At 42.5% G+C, this 26143-nt stretch carries 15 protein-coding genes, 3 pseudogenes and 2 CRISPR repeat arrays; of the genes and pseudogenes, 9 read left to right on the top strand and 9 right to left on the bottom strand.

The window, feature by feature from the left end:
- The first annotated feature begins 159 nt into the window (after positions 1–159).
- The 8 genes from C5470_RS11520 to iolB all read left to right on the top strand — a co-directional run bounded on the left by C5470_RS11520 (position 160) and on the right by iolB (position 11887).
- Positions 160–1671 (top strand): CoA-acylating methylmalonate-semialdehyde dehydrogenase, encoded by a 1512-nt coding sequence (locus tag C5470_RS11520; RefSeq protein ID WP_166289012.1) that lies wholly within the window; start codon positions 160–162, stop codon positions 1669–1671.
- 16 nt (positions 1672–1687) lie between these two features.
- Complete coding sequence (gene iolD, locus C5470_RS11515) at positions 1688–3622, top strand: 3D-(3,5/4)-trihydroxycyclohexane-1,2-dione acylhydrolase (decyclizing) (RefSeq protein WP_166289010.1); 1935 nt, start codon at positions 1688–1690, stop codon at positions 3620–3622.
- 360 nt (positions 3623–3982) lie between these two features.
- On the top strand, positions 3983–4969 hold the full coding sequence (gene iolG, locus C5470_RS11510; protein ID WP_166289009.1) for an inositol 2-dehydrogenase: 987 nt from the start codon (positions 3983–3985) through the stop codon (positions 4967–4969).
- Positions 4970–5086: 117 nt separating this feature from the next.
- Positions 5087–6757 (top strand): solute:sodium symporter family transporter, encoded by a 1671-nt coding sequence (locus C5470_RS11505; protein ID WP_166289008.1) that lies wholly within the window; start codon positions 5087–5089, stop codon positions 6755–6757.
- Between the two features lie 231 nt (positions 6758–6988).
- Positions 6989–8122 (top strand): Gfo/Idh/MocA family protein, encoded by a 1134-nt coding sequence (locus C5470_RS11500; RefSeq protein WP_166289007.1) that lies wholly within the window; start codon positions 6989–6991, stop codon positions 8120–8122.
- A gap of 75 nt (positions 8123–8197) precedes the next feature.
- Positions 8198–10102 carry a bifunctional 5-dehydro-2-deoxygluconokinase/5-dehydro-2-deoxyphosphogluconate aldolase gene (locus C5470_RS11495; RefSeq protein ID WP_166289006.1) on the top strand — a complete coding sequence of 635 codons (1905 nt, stop codon included), beginning with the start codon at positions 8198–8200 and terminating at the stop codon, positions 10100–10102.
- A 39-nt stretch (positions 10103–10141) separates the two neighbouring features.
- The gene (gene iolE, locus C5470_RS11490) at positions 10142–11032 is read left to right on the top strand and encodes a myo-inosose-2 dehydratase (RefSeq protein ID WP_166289005.1); all 891 of its coding nucleotides are present in this window, start codon (positions 10142–10144) and stop codon (positions 11030–11032) included.
- Positions 11033–11059: 27 nt separating this feature from the next.
- Positions 11060–11887, top strand: coding sequence for a 5-deoxy-glucuronate isomerase (gene iolB / locus C5470_RS11485; protein WP_166289004.1), 828 nt, complete (start codon positions 11060–11062; stop codon positions 11885–11887).
- A gap of 108 nt (positions 11888–11995) precedes the next feature.
- Positions 11996–12563: direct repeats of the CRISPR family, unit length 28 nt; unit sequence TTTCTAAGCTGCCTGTACGGCAGTGAAC.
- A gap of 129 nt (positions 12564–12692) precedes the next feature.
- Here the strand turns inward: iolB and cas6f are convergent.
- From cas6f to csy1, 4 genes are read right to left on the bottom strand one after another with little or no spacing between them, the layout of a single operon-like run.
- A complete protein-coding gene (cas6f, locus tag C5470_RS11480) occupies positions 12693–13247 on the bottom strand; it encodes a type I-F CRISPR-associated endoribonuclease Cas6/Csy4 (RefSeq protein ID WP_166289003.1) in 555 nt (184 codons plus the stop codon).
- Positions 13248–13256: 9 nt separating this feature from the next.
- Positions 13257–14270, bottom strand: coding sequence for a type I-F CRISPR-associated protein Csy3 (gene csy3, locus C5470_RS11475; RefSeq protein WP_166289002.1), 1014 nt, complete (start codon positions 14268–14270; stop codon positions 13257–13259).
- Positions 14271–14293: 23 nt separating this feature from the next.
- Complete coding sequence (gene csy2 / locus C5470_RS11470; protein ID WP_166289001.1) at positions 14294–15256, bottom strand: type I-F CRISPR-associated protein Csy2; 963 nt, start codon at positions 15254–15256, stop codon at positions 14294–14296.
- Complete coding sequence (gene csy1, locus C5470_RS11465) at positions 15253–16602, bottom strand: type I-F CRISPR-associated protein Csy1 (RefSeq protein ID WP_166288999.1); 1350 nt, start codon at positions 16600–16602, stop codon at positions 15253–15255. The genes csy2 and csy1 overlap by 4 nt, the downstream gene beginning before the upstream one ends.
- A gap of 336 nt (positions 16603–16938) precedes the next feature.
- Between csy1 and C5470_RS11460 the strand changes: the two are divergent.
- A pseudogene (locus tag C5470_RS11460) lies at positions 16939–18077 on the top strand (ISAs1 family transposase).
- Positions 18078–18121: 44 nt separating this feature from the next.
- Here C5470_RS11460 and C5470_RS11455 read toward each other — a convergent pair.
- The 5 genes and pseudogenes from C5470_RS11455 to C5470_RS11435 form a co-directional block, all read right to left on the bottom strand.
- Positions 18122–18427: pseudogene (locus C5470_RS11455) on the bottom strand (helix-turn-helix domain-containing protein).
- A gap of 1755 nt (positions 18428–20182) precedes the next feature.
- Positions 20183–23470 (bottom strand): type I-F CRISPR-associated helicase Cas3f, encoded by a 3288-nt coding sequence (gene cas3f / locus C5470_RS11450; RefSeq protein WP_166288996.1) that lies wholly within the window; start codon positions 23468–23470, stop codon positions 20183–20185.
- Positions 23467–24447: a type I-F CRISPR-associated endonuclease Cas1f gene (gene cas1f / locus C5470_RS11445; protein WP_036848903.1), complete on the bottom strand. Its 981-nt coding sequence runs from the start codon at positions 24445–24447 to the stop codon at positions 23467–23469. The genes cas3f and cas1f overlap by 4 nt, the downstream gene beginning before the upstream one ends.
- A 154-nt stretch (positions 24448–24601) precedes the next feature.
- A CRISPR array of direct repeats spans positions 24602–25051; the repeat unit is 30 nt; unit sequence TTTTCTAAGCTGCCTGTACGGCAGTGCACA.
- Positions 25052–25424: 373 nt separating this feature from the next.
- The gene (tnpA, locus tag C5470_RS11440; RefSeq protein WP_166288993.1) at positions 25425–25868 is read right to left on the bottom strand and encodes an IS200/IS605 family transposase; all 444 of its coding nucleotides are present in this window, start codon (positions 25866–25868) and stop codon (positions 25425–25427) included.
- A 47-nt stretch (positions 25869–25915) separates the two neighbouring features.
- Positions 25916–26122 (bottom strand): annotated as a pseudogene (locus C5470_RS11435) (hypothetical protein); the annotation flags it as partial.
- Positions 26123–26143: the final 21 nt, after the last annotated feature.

The following is a 26143-nucleotide window of genomic DNA, read 5'->3' as shown; positions in this document are numbered from 1 at the left end:
TTAGTCACCTAATTATCTATCATTCATAAAAACATTACTCTGATCACACCAATTATTTTTTGCTCCAAATATCATTGAAAATGAAATAAATATTCCATATATCTATTACCAACGTTTCTGATTCAATACAAACATTACAATCTGCAAGAGAGGCTCAGAATGGAACAAATAAAGAATTATGTCAGCGGGCAACTCATTCCTAGTCACAGCACGCGTTTTTCTCCCGTTTTCAATCCAGCGACGGGAAAACAGATACGCCAGGTAACATTAAGCACAGCCGATGAAGTTGAACAGGCAATTGAAGCTGCTTACCAAGCTTACAGCAGATGGTCTAAAATTTCACCGCTTAAACGTGCCCGTGTGATGTTCCAGTTCAAAACATTGCTGGAAGCCAATATAGACAAGTTAGCGCGATTGATTTCAGAAGAACATGGAAAAATCTACTCAGATGCTATCGGTGAGTTAACCCGTGGCCTGGAAGTTGTTGAATTTGCCTGCGGCATTCCTCATTTGCAAAAAGGTGAACATTCCGCTAATACCGGAACAGGCGTCGATAGCCACTCATTGATGCAACCGTTAGGTGTTTGCGCCGGTATTACCCCTTTCAACTTCCCGGCAATGGTTCCTATGTGGATGTTTCCTATCGCGCTGGCTACAGGGAACACTTTCGTATTGAAGCCATCAGAAAAAGATCCTTCTCTTGCTGTTGAATTGGCACTGCTGCTTAAACAAGCCGGTTTACCCGATGGCGTATTTAATGTTGTCAACGGCGATAAAGAGGCCGTCGATGTACTATTGACTGATCCGAGAGTACAGGCAGTTAGCTTTGTTGGTTCTACCCCTATCGCTGAATATATCTACACAACCGCCTCTGCTCATGGGAAACGCTGTCAGGCACTGGGTGGAGCAAAAAACCACTGTATTCTCATGCCAGATGCTGACCTTGATATGGCTGGTAACGCAATTACGGGCGCGGCTTTTGGCGCAGCCGGTGAGCGTTGCATGGCACTGTCTGTTGTATTAGCGGTTGGAGATGAAACGGCTGATGCCTTGATTGCAAAACTACATCGACAGATCAGCAAAATATCTGTCGGCCCGGGTATAATTGAAGGTAAAGAAAATGACATGGGTCCGGTTATCTCAGCCCAGCACAAAGCCAAAATCTGTGACTACATCGCCAGCGGTGAAAAACAAGGAGCCAGCCTACTGATCGATGGCCGTCAACTCAACGTTCCAGGTTATGAAAATGGCTATTTTATTGGTCCAACGCTGTTTGATAACGTCACGCCAGAGATGAAAATATATCAGGAAGAGATTTTCGGCCCGGTCCTGGCCATTGTTCGTGTGCCTGATTATGCCACCGCACTCACGTTAATTAATCACCATCAGTATGGTAACGGTACCGCCATATTCACCTGCGATGGAGAAACTGCCCGCCAGTTCAGCGAAGATGTACAGGCCGGTATGGTCGGCATTAATGTCCCTATTCCGGTGCCGATGGCATTCCACAGCTTTGGTGGCTGGAAACGTTCGATTTTTGGTCCACTTAACGTTCATGGCAATGATGGTGTTCGTTTTTACACCCGCATGAAAACCGTCACCAGCCGTTGGCCGGAAAGTATCAGGTTAGAACATCATTCCAGCAGTTTTATCATGCCAACTATGGACTAAAACGGAGTTCTATGAAATGAACAAATCAACAATGACAACCGCTCAGGCATTGGTGAAATTCCTGAATCAACAATATGTAGAAGTAGATGGTGAACAATACCCATTCATCAGAGGAATTTTTACCATTTTCGGTCACGGTAATGTTGTCGGATTAGGGCAGGCGCTGGAACAAGATCCCGGTCACTTGACAGTTTACCAAGGATGCAACGAACAAGGCATGGCTCATATTGCAACAGGTTTTGCTAAACAGAAAAAGCGCAAACAAATTTTTGCCGTGACCTCATCTGTCGGCCCTGGCTCCGCCAATATGGTAACGGCCGCAGCAACCGCCACCGCTAACCGGATTCCTCTGTTGCTATTACCCGGTGATCTGTTCGCCTGTCGCCAGCCTGATCCGGTTTTACAACAAGTTGAGCAATTCCATGACTATACTATCAGCACAAATGACTGTTTCCGCCCTATTTCCCGTTACTGGGATCGTATCTCCAGGCCTGAACAACTCATGAGCGCGATGATTAATGCCATGCGGGTCCTGACCGATCCCGCTGATACAGGCACGGTCACAATTTGTCTGCCACAAGATGTTCAAGGCGAGATTTGGGATTTTCCTGACTATTTCTTCCAAAAACGGATTCATCGTATTGAACGCCGTCCGGCATCTGTCGCCATGATCAACGATGCGGTGACACTAATAAGCCGCAAGAAAAAGCCATTATTAATCTGCGGCGGCGGCGTACGCTATTCAGAAGCACATGAAGCTTTCCGTCAATTCGCAGAAAACTTCAATATCCCTTTTGCTGAAACACAGGCAGGTAAAAGTGCAGTGGTTGCTGACCATCCACTTAATTGTAGTGGTTTAGGAGCTACAGGTTGTCTTGCAGCAAACCTGATAGCCAAAGAAGCCGATTTGATTATTGGTGTCGGCACCCGGTTTACTGATTTCACAACCGCATCCAAGTCTCTGTTTCAGAATCCAGATGTTGAATTTCTCACTATCAACGTAGCGGAATTCGACGCCTGTAAACTGGATGCGCTCCCTGTCGTAGCAGATGCCCGGGCAGGATTAAATGCTATTGCAGAGAAGCTTACTCAATCAAGTTATCGCAGTAGTTATCAAGATGAAATTCCTCAGGTGCGGGCAGTGTGGCGAAAAGAGTTAAATCGTCTATTAGAAGTGCAGTATCAGGAAGGTTTTACGCCAGAAATCCCCGGTCATCTTGATGATAAATTGGAAGAGTACAGCCAGACATTACAAACCCGCCTGACACAAACCAGGGTATTGGGATTACTGGATAAACACCTTGAACCCGAAGCCATTATTGTTGGTGCCGCCGGTTCCTTACCCGGCGATTTACAGCGGATATGGCAACCTAAACAACCGGATACCTATCATCTTGAATATGGCTATTCCTGTATGGGCTATGAGATAGCCGCGGCTATTGGCGCCAAACTCGCCTGCCCCGACCAACCCGTTTATGCCATAGCGGGTGATGGCTCTTATATGATGCTTCATTCGGAGCTGCAAACCGCAGTACAGGAAAATATCAAGATCACCGTGCTGCTATTTGATAATGCGGGATTCGGCTGTATCAACAACCTGCAAATGAGCCAAGGGATGGGCAGTTTTGGCACAGAAAACCGTTACCGGAACCCAGAGAGTGGCTACATGGATGGAAAACTGATTAAAGTCGATTTTGCCAAAAATGCAGAAAGCTACGGCTGCAAAAGTTACAGAGTTCACGATGAACAGCAACTGTTTTACGCATTACAGGAAGCCAGAAAACAAACCGTACCCGTGTTGATAGATATCAAAGTGCTGCCTAAGACCATGACACATGGCTATGAATCATGGTGGCGCATAGGAACGGCACAGGTAGCCGAGAATCCAGCTATAGAATCTGCATCAAAGAAAATAAAGGAGATGGTTGCATCCAAAATACGTCAGTATTAAAAAAAGTTGACGGCCTGCTGCCTGGCAGGCCACTTTTCCCAATGACTTCCAATACTATTCTTGAAATTTTTATTTCGAAAATGAATTGCTTTATCCTTTTATTCAATCTTTATTGTTAAGTGTAGCAATGACTTAATCAAATCGATATTTTTATTTGTTTTTAAAGGAAAAATAGTTTATTCCGGCCAGTATGAATCTTACTTTACGTGATCTGTTTAACACAAATTTAATATTATGATTACAAAATGCTATCCGGCACACAAAAATATAATTTCCAAATATAGTAAAATTGAAATAAATATTTTATTTGATATATTCCTGAATACCCCACAAGCAGTACCCAAGTATCAAGGAGCATCTATGTTTAACATTGCATTATTTGGCGCCGGGCGTATTGGTCAGGTACATGCGGCGAATATCGCGAATCATAAAGAAACCTGCCTTTATTCTGTTGTCGATCCGAACCAAGAGAGTGCTGAATCTTTAGCACGGAAATACCAAACAAAAGTACAAGCCATTGAACAGGCAATATCTGATCCGGAAGTTCATGGTGTCCTTATTGCTTCAGCGACGGACACTCATGCAGATCTCATCGAACTCGCAGCAAAGCATCACAAAAAAATCTTCTGTGAAAAACCGGTTCACCTTGATATTGAACGTGTTCATCACTGCCTTGAAACCGTTAAACAGTATCAAGTTCCCTTGTTTATTGGCTTTAACCGTCGCTATGATCCGCAATTCCGCCGGTTAAAAACACTATTTGATACCGGTACGATAGGGAAAGCAGAATCCCTGCTGATTACATCCCGTGATCCCTCTCCTCCCTCTGCTGAATACATCAAAGTCTCTGGTGGGATGTTCCGGGATATGGCAATACATGACTTCGATATGGCACGTTTTATTATCGGAGAAGAACCATGCTCAATATATGCCCAAGGCAGTAATCTGGTTGATCCGGCAATTGGGCAAGCTGGTGATATCGACACCGCCTTTATCGTTATGAAATTCCCATCAGGTGCAATGGCAGCCATTACCAACAGCCGCCGCTCAGGTTACGGCTATGACCAACGGATTGAACTACATGGTGAAAAAGGGTTGCTTAGTGCCGGCAACATCAAAGAAAACAGTGTTGAACTCTGGGAAAACACCGGCTGTTTAGCCGCCAGACCAGAGCACTTCTTCCTGCAACGTTACCGGGAAGCCTACATTGCTGAATGGGATCATTTCGTCGATGTCATGGCTGACCGTGCCACACCAGAATGCAGTGGTTTTGATGGCAAACAAGCACTCTATCTGGCAGATAAAGCGCTTGAATCCCTGTACTCCGGTAAAGAAATCAAATTATAAAACAGGCCCAACCGGAATAACCGATTCACAATTTGTTTTCACAATAAAAACGGGAAAAACCACTTTCCCGTTAGCACATTGCTGCCTGAAAACCGTAAATCAGGCGTGGAGGATAGTATGTTAGCTTTTCTCTCATTTATCGGATTTACCCTATTAGTCGCTGGCTTTGCTTATTACAAAACACATGATGCCCGTCTGACAGAATCTACTGAAGGCTATTTTCTTGGCGGCCGTTCTCTCACCGGTATTTATATCGGTAGCTCTATGTTGTTGATGAACCTTTCTACAGAACATTTAGTCGGTTTGAATGGGTTAGCATTCCGAACCGGATTTATCGTCATGGCCTGGGAAGTGATAGCCGCTATTACCATTGTTTTATTTGCTATTTATTTCCTGCCTAAATATCTGAAACTCGGCATTTCAACCATTCCGGAATATCTTGAACGCCGGTTTGACAAAAATACCCTGCTTATTACCTCAATACTATTCCTGGCTATGTATGTCATTTCACTGCTACCCATTGTGCTGTATACCGGTGCGATTGCATTGGAAAGTCTATTCCAAGTTTCAAATGTATTCAGTGTCGATAAAACCACAGCATTATGGATTATGGTTTGGGGTGTCGGTGGATTAGGCGCCATTTACGCTATCTTTGGTGGTATTAAAGCGATTGCAGTCGCGGATACGATTAACGGAGTCGGTTTAATCGTTGGCGGATTAATGGTAACAATTTTTGCCCTGCTCTATGTCGGCAATGGCAATGCCTGGCAAGGGCTAGTTGAAGTTTACCAGACTAACCCTGATAAATTTAACTCTATCGGCAGTGAGGATTCGCTGGTTCCTTTCTCCACGTTATTTACCGGTTTAATTATTTCCAATATGTTTTTCTGGTGTACCAATCAATCAATCGTTCAGAAAGCCCTTGGTGCAAAAAACCTGGCCGAAGGGCAAAAAGGCGTCATGTTATGCGCCTTCTTTAAGCTCATCATTCCATCCATTATTATTCTGCCAGGCATTATTGCATTCCATATTTTCAAAGGGCAAATAGACAACCCGGATAATGCCTATCCACAATTAGTACATCTGGTTTTACCTGAAATATTGGTTGGCTTTTTCGCAGCTGTCGTTGTCGGCGCCGTATTCTCTACATTTAGCGGTGGACTTAATTCATCTGTAACACTTTTTATTGTTAATATCTACAAACAACGAATCAATCAAAAAGCAACCGAAGCTCAAACAGTGACTGTCAGTAAATATCTGGGACTTGGGTTGGCTTTGACAACCATGATTGTTGCCCCATTAGTTGCTAATGCGCCGGATGGTCTGTTCTATCTTATTCAACAATTGCAGGGAATTTTTAACGCCCCCATTCTGAGTGTGGTCTTAGTCGGTTTGATGACTAAACGAGTTCCTCCTATCGCCGCTAAACTTGGCCTGTTATTCGGTATGTCCGCTTATATTATCTGTAACTTCATTTTAAAAATTGACCTGCATTTCTTTCATTTGGTCGGTATTTTATTTGCCATCAATATTATTTTTATGCTGGTTATTGGTTACTTTTTTCCAGCTCAACCATTTGAAGATGTTTATACCAAGCAGGTAGATATTACACCGTGGTCTATGGTGAAACCTGTTGCATGGCTAATTACTCTGGGATCGATTTCCATGTACGTATTTCTCGCTCATCATGTTCCCACAATAATAATGATTATTTATTATCTAATGGCTGCATTAATACTGCTTTATGTGTTCTATAAAATGGGTAAAACTCTATTTAGGAAAAAATAGAAAAATCTCTTCCCTGTGACCAAGGGAAGAGATTATTTAACTATATATAACGTTATGTTACCTAGAAAATCCTAATCAGATCACAAAATAAAACTAATATTTCCAATAATGTTGAATATGAAATAAATATTCCATATAACAGGTATGCGGCCACAACCAGGGTTAACGAACAAACACTCAAGAACCTACTGCAACAAACGGCTTGTCAGCTTTAATTTGGAGAAACAATGTATGAAAGAGATTCGTATCGGATTAATCGGTACTGGTTACATCGGGCGCGCACATGCCATTGCTTATGCACAAGCTCCGACGGTTTTCCCTCTGGCTGGCAGACTCGTTCGTGAAATGGTAGCGGAAGTGACTACTGAGCTTGCAGCAAAACGATCTAAAGAATTAGGTTTCCGGCGCTTTACCGATAATTGGCACGAATTGGTGGCAGATCCTAATATTGATATTGTCGATATCTGCTCACCCAATTTCCTTCATAAAGAGATGGCGCTCGAAGCGATCAAACGCGGCAAGCATGTTTATTGCGAAAAACCTCTGGCACTCAATTCAACTGATGCAAAATTAATGGTCGAAGCAGCCCAAAAAGCCGGCGTGAAAACACTGGTAGGTTTTAACTATATGAAAAACCCCACTGCACAACTGGCTAAAGAGATCATTTCAAATGGTGAAATCGGTAAAATCGTTCATTTCTACGGCACTCATAACGAAGATTATATGGCTGATCCCCTCACGCCTATTCACTGGCACTGTTTCAAAGATCAAGCTGGATTAGGTGCATTGAGTGATCTTGCTGCTCATATCATCAATATGGCGCAATATCTGGTCGGAGATATTCAAACTGTTTGCGGGGATATGGAAATCGTCGTTAAAAAACGCCCGAAAGAAACAGGTTCCAACATCATGGTGGCGGTAGAAAACGAAGATCAAGCACATACGATGGTGCGTTTCAACAGCGGAGCAATGGGTATTATTGAAACTTCCCGTGTTGCCTGTGGCCGAAAAATGGGATTGAACTACGTCATCACAGGAACAAAAGGTACTTTAAGTTTCACGCAGGAAAGAATGGCCGAATTAAAACTTTACCGCCACGATGAACCGGCAAACCGACAAGGTTTTAAAACTATTCTTATCGGCCCGGAACACCCTGATTACGCACCATTCTGCAATAGCGCAGGTCATGGCATCGGCTTCAATGATCAAAAAACAGTGGAAATCAGGGATTTAATTAACGGCATCGCCAACAATCAAGAGATGTGGCCGGATTTCACTGAAGGCTGGAAAGTCTCGCGCATTCTGGATGCTATTGCCCATTCTTACAAAGAGCAACGTTGGGTGAATGTCACTGACATCAATTAATTTTTCTTATTAACGTTCCACTGTCGGAGCACACCATAGCAACACTTGATGTTGTCCTCAATAAGGAGTTGTTCAATGGATCAGCCAAAAAAGTTTGATGTTATCTGTATGGGCAGAATTGCCGTTGACCTGTATGGTCAGCAAATTGGGGCTCGGCTGGAAGACATGGGAAGTTTTGCAAAATATCTTGGTGGCTCTTCCGGTAACGTTGCCTATGGTGCTGCCCGTCAGGGACTTAAATCTTCCATGCTGGCCAGAGTCGGTGATGAACATATGGGGCGTTTCCTCCGGGAAGAGTTACAACGTGTTGGCTGTGATACCAGCCATCTAATCACTGACAAAGAGCGTCTTACTGCGCTGGTGCTTCTGGGGATCAAAGATAAAACAACTTTTCCGCTGATTTTCTATCGTGACAACTGCGCCGATATGGCAATTACCCGTGATGATTTCAGCGAAGAATACATTGCATCAGCCCGTTGTCTGGCAATTACCGGAACACACCTTTCTCATCCGAATACCCGCGATGCAGTCTTGACTGCCCTTGACTACGCCCGCCGTAATGATGTGAAAACGGTTATCGATATTGATTATCGCCCTGTACTTTGGGGGCTGACTTCTCTGGGCGATGGTGAAACCCGTTATATCGAATCAGCACAGGTAACAGCCCAGTTACAGGAAGTGTTATCGCGGTTTGACCTGATTGTTGGAACAGAAGAAGAGTTCCACATTGCGGGTGGTTCCACCGATACCATCAAAGCACTACGCAATATCCGTAAGCAGACTTCGGCTGAACTGGTCTGTAAACGTGGGCCACTGGGATGTTCTGTTTTTACCGCTGAAATCCCTGATGATCTGGATGATGGCATTACCGTACAGGGAGTTCAGATTGATGTTCTCAATGTACTGGGTGCGGGGGATGCTTTTATGTCTGGCCTGTTACGGGGTTATCTTAATGACGAAGGCTGGGAAAAAACCTGTACCTATGCAAATGCCTGTGGTGCATTAGTCGTTTCCCGTCATGGGTGTGCTCCCGCCATGCCAAATAAAAAAGAGCTTGATAACTATCTATCGCGAGCCAATCAGGTGCTACGCCCTGATTTGGATGAAACACTGAATCACCTACACCATATTGGCGCCCGTAAAAATCAGTGGGATGAACTGTGCGTGATGGCATTTGACCACCGAATCCAATTTATCGAAATGGCCCATCAAGCCAATGCCGATATCAAGCGTATCCCATCATTAAAGCAACTTTTACTGCGCACCAGCCGGGAAGTTGCCGCAGAAGCTGGATTACAAGGAAAAGTGGGCCTGTTATGTGACAGCACTTTTGGTCAAGATGTTTTGAATGAAATTACGGGTCAGGGTTGGTGGATAGGCCGGCCAATTGAACTACCTGGCTCCCGCCCGCTCTGTCTGGAACATGGCAGCATCGGCTCCCAGCTTATTGATTGGCCACTGGAACACATCGTCAAATGTCTGGTGTTTTTTCATCCAGAAGATGCTCACCCTCTTCGCCTGGCACAAGAGAAAAAAATTCAGGAAATTTATGCCGCATGCTGTAAATCCGGCCATGAACTTTTACTGGAAGTGATTTTACCTGCGGAAATGAAACATTCAGATGAATACTATATCCGTGCGTTCAAACGCTTTTATAACCTTGGCATTAAACCGGACTGGTGGAAACTTCCTCCTCTCAACGCTGATAGCTGGGACAATATTAACCATTTAATCCAGCAGCGGGACCCATATTGCCGCGGCGTAGTTATTCTTGGTCTTGATGCTCCACAGGAAGAGCTAAAAGCGGGTTTCAATGCCGCGGCTGGAAAATCTATCGTCAAAGGTTTTGCTGTCGGAAGAACCCTGTTCGGCCAGCCATCGCTACAGTGGCTAAAAAATGAAATTGATGATAACGAACTGATTCAAAAGATAAAAACTAACTATCACAACCTGATTAGTTTGTGGCGTCAGCGCGGATAGGAACATAACAAAATTGTTTCATCTTACAGGAGACTCATCATGACTGTGCAGCTTGGTATCAACCCTCTGACCTGGACCAATGACGACTTACCCACTCTCGGCGCAGAAACGCCCCTGGAAACCTGCTTAACTGAAGGCCGTCAGGCAGGCTTTACCGGTTTTGAACTGGGGAATAAATTCCCTCGTCAGGTCAGCATATTAGGTCCCATTCTTGCCACACACGATCTAAAACTGGTATCCGGTTGGTACTCCGGCGAATTACTTACCCGTTCGGTAGCAGAAGAGATTAAAGCGGCACACTCTCACTTGACGCTGTTACGCGAACTGGGGGCTAATGTGATGGTATTTGCTGAAGTGACAAATTGTATTCACGGCGATCAGAGCAAGCCGGTTCATCTTCGTCCTCAATTTCCCGCTGATCGCTGGCAAGAATATGGTGAGAAATTGACTGAATTCGCCCGTTACACTCAAGAACGAGGGGTTCAGATTGCTTATCACCATCATATGGGAACCGTAATCGAAACTGCGGAAGATGTTGATTATCTCATGGAAAATACCGGTGAAGAAGTTGGATTGTTGCTGGATACCGGCCATCTGACATTTGCCGGCGCTGATCCACTGGCAGTCGCGGAACGTTGGGCGAAACGCATCAACCATGTTCACTGTAAAGATATTCGCCTTGATGTACTCAAAGATGTGAAAAACCGCAAAACCAGTTTTCTTGATGCAGTGCTGAGTGGCGTATTTACCGTACCGGGAGACGGTTGCGTTGATTATCCCGCAATTTTTCAGGTACTGGAAAGACACCATTATCAAGGCTGGCTGGTGGTTGAAGCAGAACAAGACCCGGCTGTTGCTCACCCATTCACCTACGCAACGATGGGTTATAACAATTTACACAAATTTGCCAGAGATGCCGGATTGTTTTAATCAAAAGCAATACTGAGGGTAGATAATATGTCCAAATTACTATCAAAATATCATGCACCGGATCGGAATAAACGAACTCAACATATCACACCGGTATCTGCAAACTGGAAATATGTCCACTTCGATGTTTATGAGTTAACCACAGGTGAGAAAATCACATTACCCGCATCAGAAAATGAGACGTGTCTGGTGCTGGTGACAGGGAAAGCCACGGTTATCACGCCACATCAGAAATTTGCGCATATTGGTGATCGCATGGAGCCATTTGAACGCAAAAAGCCCTATGCCGTCTATATCACCGCAGGTGAATCTGTTGAGGTTATTGCCGATACAGCTCTCGAACTGGCGGTGTGTCAGGCTCCGGGTAAAGGAAATTACCCAACTCGCCTGATTACACCACAGGATATTGACGCAGAAAAACGCGGGAGTGGCTGCAACCAGCGCTATGTTCACAATATCCTGCCGGATAACAAACCTGCTGATAGCTTATTAGTGGTCGAAGTTTTTACCGATGAGGGCTGTACCAGCTCCTATCCCAGCCACAAACACGATACTGACAATGAACCACAGGAAACCTATCTGGAGGAAACCTATTACCATCGCCTGAACCCAGCGCAGGGATTTTGTATGCAACGAGTCTATACCGATAACTGTTCACTGGATGAATCAATGGCGGTTTATAACAAAGATGTGGTCATTGTTCCCAAGGGCTATCACCCAGTGGCAACCATTGCTGGTTATAACAACTACTATCTCAATGTCATGGCAGGACCAACTCGCAAGTGGCTATTTACCTGGGAGAAAGACCATCAATGGGTTAACAGTGAAGAATATGCTCAAAACCATAAGAAATAACTCATATTAGAAAACAAGATTAGCTTATTTTTTAGCGCGCTCAATTGAGCGCGCAGCTGCCTGTGCGGCAGTGAACTGCAAGGTATGTGAGAGATTACGTTAATTTCATTTCTAAGCTGCCTGTGCGGCAGTGAACGAAATGAAAAAACTTCGAATAAGAAAGTGCAATTTCTAAGCTGCCTGTACGGCAGTGAACCTCTTTCTATTTCTGCGTAACGTTCGCTCGGCTTTCTAAGCTGCCTGTACGGCAGTGAACTGGACGTTAAAAACGTTAAATCTTAAATGAGATTTCTAAGCTGCCTGTACGGCAGTGAACGATTTAAACGGATTAGCTGACTCTGATTTTATTTTCTAAGCTGCCTGTACGGCAGTGAACGATTTAAACGCCACGCAAGCGGCCATTCGTGCTTTCTAAGCTGCCTGTACGGCAGTGAACTACAACTAATCCGTTTGGTATTGGGCACTCATTTTCTAAGCTGCCTGTACGGCAGTGAACCAAGTTATTAGTTAATTGAGTGGGTTAAAATATTTCTAAGCTGCCTGTACGGCAGTGAACACATAGCTCACCCCCACGGACGCCCATTTTATTTTCTAAGCTGCCTGTACGGCAGTGAACGTTATGACGGGAGAAGATGCTAAAGCGTTATTTTTCTAAGCTGCCTGTACGGCAGTGAACTGTTAGATATTAGCTTTAATCTACTGATTATTAAAGAGCATAGTTAAAAAAAGCGGAAAAACCCTTTTTATAAGCAGCGGCTAATCTCTTAAATAAATCAAAAGGTTATAATTAACCGCTAAAAAAGGGTCAAAACCAGGGGATGGTAGCTGACGCACTTAATCCATAAGAACTAAAAACTCCTGGTGTTGGTCTGTCTTCTATTGGTCCTTGTTCAACAAACAACGGAAAGCTTTGTCCTGATGACAGGCTTTTGAGGTTCAGAAACGGTAAATCAGTACGTTGTTCTTTGCTTATTGGGATGCATTGCCGGGCTTGTTCCTCGGTTAGCCAGCCCTTTTTAACCGAACGACGACGAAGCCGCTCTGCGTTACTTTTAACCTGTACCCGGCTAACACAACGATATCGAGTGTTTTTAGGTACTGGCTGGATATCAACCATTTCAGTATAGTCCCTGAGCCCTTTTAACCAAGGTAACGCCTGTAAATCCTGCAACGCTTCGCTTGAACTGTGAATCCTCAACGTGTTCCCCAACGTTTTTCCCGCGCGGGGGAAGCTGACACCAATCCGCCCATTGCCTGCCTGCCCCAAGGCTCGATGCAGCTTAGCAAACAGCGCCGCCATAAGATATTGCTGACCGAATTCAAGATCGGGCAGGACACAGATTTCGAGGTAATAATCCATCGTATCCCCTTATTCACCTTTTTCACCAAAAACACCACCACGAATCAGAATCGCCATAACGTAGTGTTGTTGCTCTACTTCTTCTGGTGCTTTTCCTTTGACAACCCAGTTATCCAGCAGAGTATAGAAATCCATTTTTACTTTAGGCTGACGATAAGCTTTACCCCGGCTGGTTACTGAACCATAGGGTTCAACAGCTATGGGGCCAAGAGCCAATTCAGATGCATCAGGATACCAAGTATCAATGGTGCGAAGCGCATTGCCTACTTTCTGTGAATGCAACGCAGCAATCTCATTGACCTGATACAACACTTTGCTTTTTTTACTGTTGCTGTCGAGAACTAATTCTTGAGAAGGGAAAACTTCCTGACCACAGCCTAAGCGAACAAACGCCTCAACGTTGAAGAATGTTGATCCACTACCCGCCAACCCTTCCTCAATTTCGGCAGCAAGTTTAGCCAAGTTACCTTCCACTTTACCGAATTCACGTAAACTAAAATCTTCGCTGTTAAAAGTCCACCATTCGCCACTCTTACCCTTCACACGAACCTTAACTTCTTCCGCCCCAACCCGGTTACGCCACAAAAATCGTCCATTAGCCAGATTTTCTGCATATCGTGCAGCAAGCGTTCTAAAACCATGCTCGGCAATATAGCCGTTGATTACATTTGCCAGTTCAGCCTGATAATCCTGATCATTACACACAGACGGCATAGCAAGATTACCTAATACGCGTAATGTAAAACTGACTTTCAAGGTATCAGCATCAAAAGGCAATGCAGCAACATCAACACGTTGCAAATTCGCTTTTTGAATTTCTGCATCTAGTTTGGCCGGATCGCTGGTTAAAGCGTTTTTCAAGCGGTTGGAAATCGTTCCTCGGACTGCTTTTTCCTGAATAACAATAGGCTTCCATTCACCACTGATCTGTTCCCAATTTCCAGCAAACATTATCGCATCAGAATTAGAAAGTTTACGTTCAAACGCCAGTACAGAAGCCGTTTTAATGGTTGATTTAGACATATGAATATCCTTTTTTAAATTAATCAGTCGATTCTTACTTTTTTATTGGGTTTAGATTGATGGGTAACAGACTGCTGATTACAGCATCGGTAAACGCCCTCTTGGTAATGATGACACCAAAGTAACAGGCGAATATCATTAATACGGTGCGGACTTCTCCACTCGCCTATCCCATAAATTGCTTCAACAAAACAAAATGGCGTATTAGGATCACGGGTTTTTTCTACTTTCCCTGCGGGATATAACGGCGATATAGCTTGATAACCTGTCATCAAAGGGACTAAATATCCAGAACCGGGTTTGGGAACATATTCCCAATGTGCCGGGTCGCCAACTTCAGGTTGCTTATCTTCCTGCTTAGGAATAGCCCTCATTTTAATAGCGGCAAAATCAAGCCAGGCGTCAATCATTTCTGCCTGTGGGTTGCTTTGCTTTAATGCATCGTAGTGATTGGCTAATAACTCTGAACGATCCAACAAAACAAACCCCGGCAACAGGCGACGCATTAATTTACGGGTTTCCTGTTCTCGCTGCGGAAAAGCAATAACATCTACTTTAGCAATTTCAGTGATAGTACCACCTGCTAATCTCTGAGTTTGGCAGATCTCCCATAAATGTTTTTCTAAACTCCTAGATCCTTCGTCACCATTTTCAATTTCACCAATGCATTCAATTAATAAAGAAACCGTCATATGCATACGGCCTTCTTCATTAAATGCCGCCGTTTTTGCTTCTTTAGTTAACGGGTTTCGGGTTAATGCAAAAACTTTATCCCTAATAGGATCAGATTGATAAGCATGTAATTGGTGGTTATGGCAGATAACGCCGCAATTTTCTAGTCTTAAATCATGGCGCTGCTGTAATTTACGTGAAAGTGCATGAGTAAACCCAAGAAAATGGGTGATTGCTGGAAAACCATAGGTTAAACCTGCAATCGCATTCGCGTTTTCCACTTTAATATGGCGCAAAACAATTAGATAACTCATGGCATCACCTCCGGCAATTCATCCTCAAATTCACGTAACCGTTTCTTAAACTCAGAAGCCCACTCACGACGTTCAGGTAATTCCATTTCTAATCGTTCATGCTTTAAACTCTGGTTCAGCCAGTAACTAAAATCTGCGGCTATTTCTTTTTTCCAGTCGCCACCTTCACGTTCAAATCGGAATTCTTTATCCAGTTGGCAACGATAAGGATCAAGCCAAAGCTGTTGAGCACGTTTTAACTCACAATCATCACTGGCACTCCAGCCTTTAAGCTCAAACAGATTTTGTATACCAGCAACATAGTTAAACAAAATATCAATAATTTGATCGACAAATTCCTGACGGAGTTTTTTGATTTTTCTATTATTCTCGATATCTTGAACAACGAATAAATATTGCCGCATCTTTCCGATAGTTTCACGAGCTAATGAGACAAACTCACTACGCCGATCAAAAATGGACCTGCGCTCCATAGGAGGTTTGGTAATACTTAGCCAATTGGGAGAAGCACAAGATAAAAGCCAAGTGCTCCCACCTCGTACACTGTTAAGGTAAGATATATTTTGCGGCTTAGTTCCACCTATATTCTGTACAGCAGTACTAGGATAGATAACTCTAGCTTCAGGATGCCAGTATTCTTCTTTCTTCGCCTTATTAATTTCTTTAGATGACTCACCAAAACGGGCTTCGATAATATGCTGATGTATTGCATTCGCCAACGATGAAGAAAAAAGCGGGCTTAATAAATGATATTCACCGGGGCTGACGGGGAAATAGAGTTGTTTTGCCAGTTTATGTGAAGAAAGTGTTTCATCCGACAAAGCTTGTCGGAATCCGTTAATCCACCGCTCAAGTTGTTGCTCGCTTTCCGCCAGTTCAGCCAGTGCCGTATAATCCTCCCGATTCAGACATTCTACCAATGAATCTTTCTGGTATTCTGTTTGCAATAATTTTGCAACATCAAGAGCAGCGGCATTTCCTACAGCATCTATTGCTGGTTTATTCAAAACGGTAATAGAAAGATATTCAATATTTTCTTTTCCGCTTGCTGATGTTGCAAAAATACTACTACCTTTTGCATCGCTATGAGTAAATTTCAAAGCATGCGTTACCAAGCTAATTTGTTTTGCCCGATTTGCGGCATCATCCAGCCAATTTCTTACCTCAAAACGTTCTTCCAATTCTTTGAGCTGTTCGGCAATCTCTTGTTGAGCAACAGAGATCTCCTCTGCTGAGGTTAACTTCGCCAGTTTCTTTTCCACCTCTTTATCAAAAGCCTCCAGCTTTGACTGCTTACGACTTTCAATATAATCGACAATAAATCGACTCAATCCATTTTCATTCATAGGATTTTACCTACCTTATCAAAATGATTATCCAGGTGCCCGCTAAATTTAGCGCAAAAAAATTTGGTACATCATCAACCAATAAATATCTCCAGCCCTGACTATCATCCCAGTGAGAAGCAAAGTATCAAGACATCCCATCATCAATGGTTATTCATAAGATAGTTTATTTCTTTAAGAGTTCAACTTATTGTTAAAAAAATGCAATCCCGCCTTCCCACTGAGTCTGTGTATTGACGCCCAGGGTGAGATCACGAACGTTATTTAATCAATATTAATCCATTTGACCCACGAATTCAGTTGTGATCTTATACTCCTTTTTTCGGGAGTACCCTAATGGAACTCGATGCTTTTTCTCAGCATTTCGGTGAAATCAAAGATCCTCGCCAGTCTGCCAAAATCAGTTATCCCCTGTTTGATGTGCTTTTTCTGACAATGTGTGCCGTCTTGACGGGCGCTGAAGGTTGGGAAGATATCGAAGACTTTGGGAATATGCGCATCAACTGGCTTCAGGAAAAGGGATTTTTTCAAACCGGCTTACCTGCACATGAGACAATTGCGCGCATCATTTCCCGCCTTGACCCCGTCCAATTTCAACACTGCTTTATTCGCTGGACTCAGGCGGTAAGCGAGCGTACCGAGGGGGAAATCATCGCGATTGATGGTAAGACATTACGGGGAACCGGGCATTGGCATAAACGATTATCGGCTATCCATAGGGTGAGCGCATTTGCTACAACCAATGGCGTTGTCATGGGTCAGTTAAAAACTGAAAAAAAATCTAATGAAATCACTGCGATCCCGAAGTTACTTGATTTACTGGACATCAAAAGTTGTTTGGTCACCCTTGATGCGATGGGATGCCAGACTAAAATGGCTAAAAAAATTATCGCCCAGGGCGGTGATTATCTGCTGGCCGTAAAAAATAGTCAGGAAGTGTTATATCGCGCGGTTAAACAAACACTGTCAGCGCAAGTCACTGCCGTCAGAAAATCAGAAAATGTCTGTATATAGAACAAGGGTATGAGCGAATTGAATTACGTGAATATCATGTATTACCGGCGGGAGAACTTGCCTCGCAATTTCCGGAAGGGAAAGGCTTAAAAAGCATGGGTGTGGCAATACGATATCGCCTTGATAAAGCGAGAAAAAAAGAATCACTGGATTATCATTATTATATCAGCTCTGCCGAACTTGAATCAGACCGTTTTAGGGAGGCGGTACGAGGTCATTGGGGTATTGAAAATCGCGTCCATTGGGTGCTTGACGTATCAATGAATGAAGATGCGTGTGCCATTCGTCGCGGCAATGCTGCCGAGATATTAGCGGGTATGCGGCACTTCTCGCTTAATATGCTACGTACAGAAACCAGTGTAAAAGCCAGCATGCGACGCAAAGCAAACATGACCAATATGAGCAGTGAGTATTTGGATAAAGTTTTAATTGCAGGTTTTCAGGCATTGGGCAAGAAATGAACATTCATGCTCTTGCCCTGCTCTAATGACCTTATGTGTGGGTCTTAACCCACCGTAATCTGAACAGGTTTCCCTATACAGTTTAACATATTAACCAATGCTCAATGGTGAATTTACTTACCTTTTTATTCACAACATCAGATACTTTTGGTCGAGAAATGTGTAACACCGTTGCGACTTTAGTTTGTTTCATTCATTAACCGTTATTTGATTTGCAGTGTGTTTTCTATTTCTCGTAAAGAGGTTACATGAAGTTGTTGAGCCTCTTGTTCAGTAAAACCTAATTCAGAAGATATATTATGTCCGGCTGGAGTTACCCTACGAATTTCAGTGTCAATTTTAGCGATCATTTGATATTTCTCCGTTGCTGGATAACTACGTTGTATCGTACTTAACAGCATATCACCAAATTAAGTTTTGGCTTCATTGGCAAAAAGTATATCCTTGTTTGTAGACTCGCTAATATCGTTCGATTCATTTAGCACAGTCTAATCGAACGACAATCACCACCCATTACCCATCAAAAAGTATACAATTTGATTGTCGGGTTGCTGATAAATCCATTTAAAAAGAGGGTTGAATGGGTGTTTAAACGTTAATAGATCGCAAAAACGATTTGAAAAGTAACGATATGAATTGATTTTAATATCAAACCACATTTCGTAGACCAGACTGATTAATAATAGCGTAAAAGCAAATTTAATCTGGCGTATTTAAAGTATTGTATTCTGTTAACTCATTCATTTGAAAACTTTCTTATAACCGATTATTTAACTGGTTTACGAAAAAGTTTATTGCCAGTTGAAAATGTTATTAAATCCGATTCCTTTGGGAAAATAGATTGTTTGATCAAACTACTCATATTTTTATTTATCCTTCTCTCCAGGGAATATGAGCATCAATAAAACCAATTTTTGTTTCTCATTTTTTCGCTGATGGTTTTATAATAAGCAAGTTTTAAATTATTATTAAAATTCATTTTCTTAACCTCTGGTTTTAATCGGTATAAGGTTTTAACCTTTGATTTTACCACTTTTAATCCCTACTTTTTATTAAGTTTAATCATCATGGGGCATAGTGTTTTACGTTTTAACCCTCGTTAATCATACCCGATTTTATCTTTACTGACGCTGTTTTACTGACAGTCATGAGCGGTTTTAACAAATCATCACCCCCTATTTTCTCTTCATAAATCAGCCAGTAAATGGCCTGATGATATAAAGAGACTCCTTTATGTTTTTTCAGGGTTCAAATCCTGCCAAATTAACCGTTTTACTATCTTTTATTAGATTATTTTTATGGCTTGTTTCGTAAAACAACGGCGAGAAAAAATTTTAATATGAACCTGTTTAGATAATATTTTCTTCGTGCCGATTTTTTTCAACTCTCTTTTAATGTTTAATGGAATTAGATTAAACGCAATTGACTATCTATCTGAAAAATCCCTTTCTTAAGTCAAATCCGCCTTTTATATAAAATCGTTAATTCCTTTATATTCCCGATTTTAAATGATCAAGAAGGTATAAATAAATGAAGGATAACATCGCCGATAAATGAATTAAACGTGACAGAAAATAAGCTGTTTTCAGTCACGTCGTTTTTTTAAAAAATCTGGTATTCATGGGGATCTATTTCTTTACTCTTATTTAACGGATATCTAAGTTAATCACCGATAAAAAGGTGCTTACAATCGCCAAAAACGAAGGGTTTCTATTGAACAGTTTTTTAAATCTAATCGTTTTTCGGTTTCCTGCCTCGTATTTAAACTTTACTATTCTCATTAAAATAATATTCAGGTTTTCTCTTTTCACGGTATTTGATTTTTAGGCTTAAAACCAGAGAGGGTAAAAGATATACCCATAGGATTAAAATCAAAGCCCATTGCTTTAATCGTTTTTAATACGGCTAAACGCTATCTTTTTCACTATGCGATTAACCCATTAAATGTTTTAATATAATCTCATATTTTTGCTATTGGGTTAACTTCGCCACCTGGTTAATCGATTTAAAACTCGTTTTAAAAAAACCTTAATCACAGGTTTTACCTGTTTTTTTCATGATACACTTATCCTTATTTACCAGATTTTAAAAACACCGCATATTGTTCAGCCAATTTCGCTAAACACCCCTAAAAATGGATGATAACACCATGCTTCTCCATCGTCTTTTTTCCTAAGACGAATCTCACCAAAACGTAAACTAACATCTTTTAACTCTACCTGATAAGTATCAGCCAAATGCTGATAAATCGTCTCAGTATCAAGTTCAATCCAGCTACTCACACCCGGCGTAAACGATAATTCCGATACATAATCAAAAGCTCCATTTGCTTTCATTCCTACCGGGCCGCTGTCCAACGCCATAAACTTCGCTTTTTCACCCTCTTCTTCAAGCCATAGATAATGCAACTCATCGGGTTCAGACTGACGAAACGGCTTATGACACTGTAATTCTGCACACCATGAAGCCTGTTCACGCCACCAGAAAGCAGCACAATAACGATAATCATCATTAGGATCACCTTGAAGCTCTTCCCACAAACGTCGATGCTCAAGATCAACCAAATTTTTAAAAGGTGAACACTCTCCAGCATTATCGCGTTTCTTTATTCTTGGTAATGCACTGATTAGCTCATATTGGTCATGTTCTAATAACTCGCTTAAATCATGACTGGCAAGGAGGTAATCTTTCGACTCAAATCCTGGACGACAATAAACTGGATGTTCTAAATTAGTCGCTTTAAGTGCCTTATAGTTTTTCGCCAGAATATGCAGATTGGGTATCTTTGGCTCTTTTTGCCGATGGCGTTGAATACGTCCGGCAAGTTGTATCAGCGAGCGCATTGAACTCGGTTCAGCAATGCTCCAGTCGTAATCATGGTCTCTACCAACCTCTGCTACAGAAGTCGCCAATACCACAAAAATATGATGCTTTTCCGGCATCTCCTCCAATGCCTTACGGATTTCTGCCACCTGCCACAACGCCTTTTCATCGTAACGCGCTAATGTGGAATCCAACCGATGTTCAAGATGGGAACGTATCGCCAGTGGATGCTGACTGTGATAGACACAGTAATGGATATGTACATTTTTAGAAGACGGTATCTGCAATAACCGCTGTGTTACGGCAACGAGTGGATCGATGTTTGCCATGCGAATCAAACCGATAGAAACGGTTTTGCCCGATGGGTGGATTTGATGGTGTTCCTTACGTAGTCTCAACATGGAGCGATGCATCACCTTTGCCATGGCTTGGATCACAACCTCGTCTTTATGCTTTTCAGCCGTTATCGGCACTAATTCAGCTTTACGTAATGGCACCTTTTTTTCTAAACAGCCAACGCGCTTAACGACAAAAGCATCATGCTGATCTTTAAACTGTTGCGCATTGGTAACATCCAGTTGCGCCACATTATATTCATCAAACCAGGCACAACAGATATTAACTGGGGCACCTGGCTGACCACATGCTAACTGGTAATCCTGACGTCCAGCCCGATAAGCATTGAACAATGCCTGAATTAACGCCGGCGGCAATGTGGCTGATGAAAGCAAGACCCGCGAGCCCAACAAGCCTGCCCAGTTCACCAATCGGCATAAAGCCGGTAAATCGTTAATATCAAAATCATCCGGTTCATCCAACACCAGATCAGAAGTGAGTAATCTCAACATAGGTGCAATTTGCTTCCCGCCACGAATGCCTTCAGTAGCCGGAATTAAATGATCGATGGTCGCCACCAGCACAGGGGCACTGAGTAGTTTATTCAGTTTATTGTCTTTACTCAGCCAGTGGCTTAGGCGACCATCATCCAAGCTACCGTCATAACTGACATACTGATGTTCAGCAAATAGTGCTTCAGCAGATACACTGCCGGTATCAGGCTCAAGCCCTTTATGACGAAGCTGATGTAACTCTTTTACTGCCTGCGAACCAATAAGTACCGCCAAGTCATCTTCTTCCAGATGCAGTTTTTTACGTAACGCATCACCGGTTTGCAGCGTTAACGTCCGTAGCCCTAAAGCGACAGAAAAACGGCATCCCTGTTTTTCATCAGCTAGCCCATACATAATCCGTGCATTGGCAAAGGTTTTACCGCAACCCGTGGAAGCCATGTTAACACCAAAAAAGCCCTGTTCTGCTGAACGTTCGCGCAAAGCATATGCGGCATCGAACGCCTGATCCTGCCAGCGGTATTTTTCATCTTTGCTGCGTTGTTTAAATCCTTTATGACGGGTAATCGCGGGTAGCGTTTTACGAAGATGTGGCAAGCTTCGCCCCAATAGCAAAGCATTCTGCCCAACACCAATATTATGTTCATCTAACCGTTGTTTACACTTTCCGGTGGTTCTATCGGTATTGGCAAATGCGCCATAGTTAATATCTTGCCAACCAAGGGTTGCAGGTAATGATGAATAATGATGATCGGCCAGCATTAAGACTAATCGGGACATATGACTGGTGAAACGCTGGTTCAAATCGCCATATTGCAATAATGATGTTGATTGCAGCGCTCTGTTCGCAAATTTCTGTGCTTTCTGGCGCCAAGTCTGACTACGGATAGGTGTACCATTTAGGAATGTCCAGACATCACGTTTATCCTGATTACTCCAATTTTTAGCCGTCATGTTGACTGAGTTCCATGAGGACTCTAGCTGTTTGGTCAGCCAACTCTTAATACTTTCTAACTGTGGTTCACTGGTGTATCGCTCATTATAACGAGGATAAACGGGAAGACGATGATGCGAGAGGATCAGCCAGGCGACAGTGGTTGCTAATGGCGGTAAGTTAATAAAAGGGTTTACATATTTGGGAACAATACCGTCTTTAACTTTAACCAAATAGGAAAGAACTTTATCCTCATCACCAGAATCAATCTGACTTAACGAAGTCAGCCACGCCTTATCATCTTGTTCCGCGACAAATGCCTGAAACAGCCGCAAAGATACCCATTCATGCCGATACGGTTGAAACCGCCCATCGCCCTGTAAACCTTGCTGGAACAACGCATTAGCTTTACCAAAATCATGAAATAATCCGGCGATAGCGGCCAATAAACTGATGGCCTCAACACTGTGCCAATGATTTTCATCCTGACTTTTCAGCACATCACGTTGTGTCGTATTGGTAGGTACAATTCCTCGCGGGCTAAAGCGTCGTAAATTCCCGACTATCCATAACAATTCAGTTTGGTTTCCGCTCTTTATCCAATGACAGGCAACTGCGGTATTACGGCGTGCTGTTTTACGCAATAACTTACGCAAGGTGTTTAAACCTTCCAATGTAATGGCCGTCTGCCAGGTTCGATCACCTTTTCGTTCAGCAAATTGATCCAATATTCGACGGGTTTCAGTTAACGCTCGTTTATTGCATTGGGATACTAAAAGAATATTCATTGTGCCACCTGACTCAGTTGTTGAGCAGTTGTTTGCAGTGCATCAATCATGGTGTCCAATGCATCAGATTTTTGAAATCCACTAATGCAACGTTGACGAAACTCCTGTTCATCTTCTCCAGCCATTGCAGCGATAAATGCTTGTGGCAATACCAACGCATCTTTAATCAGATCAGCAACATCGAAAACCAACCCCCCACGACGGGTTTTTCCATGCAACACAGCCAAACCATGCGGTAAACCAATCACCCAAGTTGCAACAGCCGCTAATCCGTAAGCCAGATAATTACCATGATCGAGAAAACGGTTTGCTAAATCTACACCACCACCTCGTTTTGCCCGGATAAAATCGCCATAACTCACTGCCTCCGCTGCCAGCTTGTATAATGCCTTAGTCATCACAGCTTCTTGCACCATTAAATCCTGATTATTGCGGCAATTTTCAAGGTTCTGCTCATAACGGGTGAGTAATGACAATAAACGTTCACGATTAAGCATAAAAGAGCTGTCCCGAAGCATTCGACTACTCAGCCAATGTTCACGGATTTGTGCAATGCGAACTTTCTGAAAAGCAATCGCTGCTGCTAATCGTTTCGCATCATCAAACCAGAAACTCACCCAATCTTGCAAATACTCAGTAGGACGATATTCACTTTGTGGCGTAAGCCAGGACACATCAACCTCAACATCATTAGCTGCGAACAGCGGCGTTCCTCCACCACCACAAAAACCAACTAAAACACCCGCTCTGGCGAATTCACGCATTGCAGCTTGAGTAATAGAAGTCCCCGTTCCCAACATAATAACGGTGGTATTGGCAATTGGAATATTCCAATACAGTGATTGTTTTCCCTCATCAGTGACATATTCAACACGACCACCATTCACTAATACTCGACAATATTGCAGGTAATAAATATTCGATCGCTTGGAATGCAAAATCGTTTTGAGATCACTCGGAGAAAAGTTGTTATCCATAGTCAAGAATCGCCCAAATAATTAATTTTACTTATAGAAAATATTATGCATAAATTTTACACAAGTAAAATATCGGGAATGTAAATTAAAAAAATTTACAATTCCTTACCAAAACATTACATAGTGTCTTTCATGAATCAGGAATAATACCGAGTTTTCTAAGCTGCCTGTACGGCAGTGCACACATGTCAAATGTTGATGTGCTTGATGTCATTTTTCTAAGCTGCCTGTACGGCAGTGCACAACTGCAAGTGGTGCTGTTGGCTCACGAACTTTTTCTAAGCTGCCTGTACGGCAGTGCACAGAGGATTATTCATATTTGGATTATTCAGTATTTTCTAAGCTGCCTGTACGGCAGTGCACAAGTGCCCGGTAATAATTTTTCTGCTGGTAAATTTCTAAGCTGCCTGTACGGCAGTGCACCCAATCGGTGCCAACATATAGTGTGACAAAGATTTCTAAGCTGCCTGTACGGCAGTGCACGTGACAAATAATACTTTTGAAGCATAGCCGCATTTCTAAGCTGCCTGTACGGCAGTGCACTCAATGGATGCTAGATGATGGTGATGCTTTGGTTTCTAAGCTGCCTGTACGGCAGTGCACTGTTACAGATTAACTTTAACCTATTGACTATTAAAAAGTATAGTTATAAAAAGTCAAAAAACCCTTTTTTACAGAAGAGATAAAACACTATTTAAAATCAATGAATTATAATTTACCGATAAAAAAGGGTCAAAGCCAAGGAGCCAAGGAACCAAGGAACCAAGGAGACACCATCCTTCTTAGCAATAAAAATGTAAACCCAGGTAAAACTTGGTAGACATTGAAAGTGGATTTCTATGCAAGCTTTTTAATCATTGGAACGAGGAAAAAATAACTTATACAACAATAAGATGTCGGCTATATACACATTTATTTCCGTTTATCTTTTTTCTAAATTTTTTAATGAAGAACCCCGCCGCAAGCAGCGGGGTATCTTAAAACAGTGTGAACTGATAGTCCGAGTGTAATTTGTTATATTCTTTGCCTTGATTTTTAACATATTTGCCAATCATCTGTTCGTTTCCATGTTTACCAACTGTGCGGGCAAAATATCCATCTGTCCAAAATTCTCCGCCCCATAGTTTCTTTTTCACTTGAGGACAACGTTTGAATATTTCTCTTGCTGTCAGGCTTTTTATCAGCGTTACAATCTTTGTCACACTATATGTTGGCACCGATTGGATCAAGAAATGCACATGGTCTTTGTCTGTACCTATTTCCAAAAATTTCAACTGATACCTTTGCTCAATTTCAAGGCAAATATCTTTTAGTTCTTCATCAACCTGTAAGTCAAAAACCACCTTGCGGTACTTACCTGGTAACACTAGGTGATACATCAAGATGGTGACATTATGACTTTTGTGAAGGTATTCGCTCATTATGTTAGCTTACGCCGCAAGCGGCGGGGAATTAGACCCCAAGAGATTAATTTTTTGATAGCAGCAAAAAGCTGACTGTCATTTTTACTGTCTAACTTAATCCCCGCTCCTTGAACTGCATTAATTAATTCACGCTGAACGGTATTAAACCAGTCGCCCATTAATTTTGTCGGTGCAATACCTGCGGCCACATTACCGTCTGTAAATTCACCGTTTTTATCTGCGGTATTTGTAATATCACCGATTTTTTGCATAACAAAACCTCACTCATAAGG

Source organism: Photorhabdus stackebrandtii (genome assembly GCF_011189495.1).
Taxonomy (GTDB): domain Bacteria; phylum Pseudomonadota; class Gammaproteobacteria; order Enterobacterales; family Enterobacteriaceae; genus Photorhabdus; species Photorhabdus khanii.
The sequence above is the reverse complement of the archived record's forward strand: the minus strand, read 5'-3'. Positions and strand labels throughout refer to the sequence as shown.

Excerpts from the sequence above, each read along its gene's own strand:
- cas6f (WP_166289003.1), bottom strand. The coding sequence starts at position 13,247 with ATGGATTATTACCTCGAAATCTGTGTCCTGCCCGATCTTGAATTCGGT.
- cas1f (WP_036848903.1), bottom strand. The coding sequence starts at position 24,447 with ATGGATAACAACTTTTCTCCGAGTGATCTCAAAACGATTTTGCATTCC.
- cas3f (WP_166288996.1), bottom strand. The coding sequence starts at position 23,470 with ATGAATATTCTTTTAGTATCCCAATGCAATAAACGAGCGTTAACTGAA.
- csy3 (WP_166289002.1), bottom strand. The coding sequence starts at position 14,270 with ATGTCTAAATCAACCATTAAAACGGCTTCTGTACTGGCGTTTGAACGT.
- iolD (WP_166289010.1), top strand. The coding sequence starts at position 1,688 with ATGAACAAATCAACAATGACAACCGCTCAGGCATTGGTGAAATTCCTG.
- tnpA (WP_166288993.1), bottom strand. The coding sequence starts at position 25,868 with ATGAGCGAATACCTTCACAAAAGTCATAATGTCACCATCTTGATGTAT.
- iolG (WP_166289009.1), top strand. The coding sequence starts at position 3,983 with ATGTTTAACATTGCATTATTTGGCGCCGGGCGTATTGGTCAGGTACAT.
- iolB (WP_166289004.1), top strand. The coding sequence starts at position 11,060 with ATGTCCAAATTACTATCAAAATATCATGCACCGGATCGGAATAAACGA.
- csy1 (WP_166288999.1), bottom strand. The coding sequence starts at position 16,602 with ATGAATGAAAATGGATTGAGTCGATTTATTGTCGATTATATTGAAAGT.
- C5470_RS11520 (WP_166289012.1), top strand. The coding sequence starts at position 160 with ATGGAACAAATAAAGAATTATGTCAGCGGGCAACTCATTCCTAGTCAC.
- csy2 (WP_166289001.1), bottom strand. The coding sequence starts at position 15,256 with ATGAGTTATCTAATTGTTTTGCGCCATATTAAAGTGGAAAACGCGAAT.
- iolE (WP_166289005.1), top strand. The coding sequence starts at position 10,142 with ATGACTGTGCAGCTTGGTATCAACCCTCTGACCTGGACCAATGACGAC.
- C5470_RS11505 (WP_166289008.1), top strand. The coding sequence starts at position 5,087 with ATGTTAGCTTTTCTCTCATTTATCGGATTTACCCTATTAGTCGCTGGC.
- C5470_RS11500 (WP_166289007.1), top strand. The coding sequence starts at position 6,989 with ATGAAAGAGATTCGTATCGGATTAATCGGTACTGGTTACATCGGGCGC.
- C5470_RS11495 (WP_166289006.1), top strand. The coding sequence starts at position 8,198 with ATGGATCAGCCAAAAAAGTTTGATGTTATCTGTATGGGCAGAATTGCC.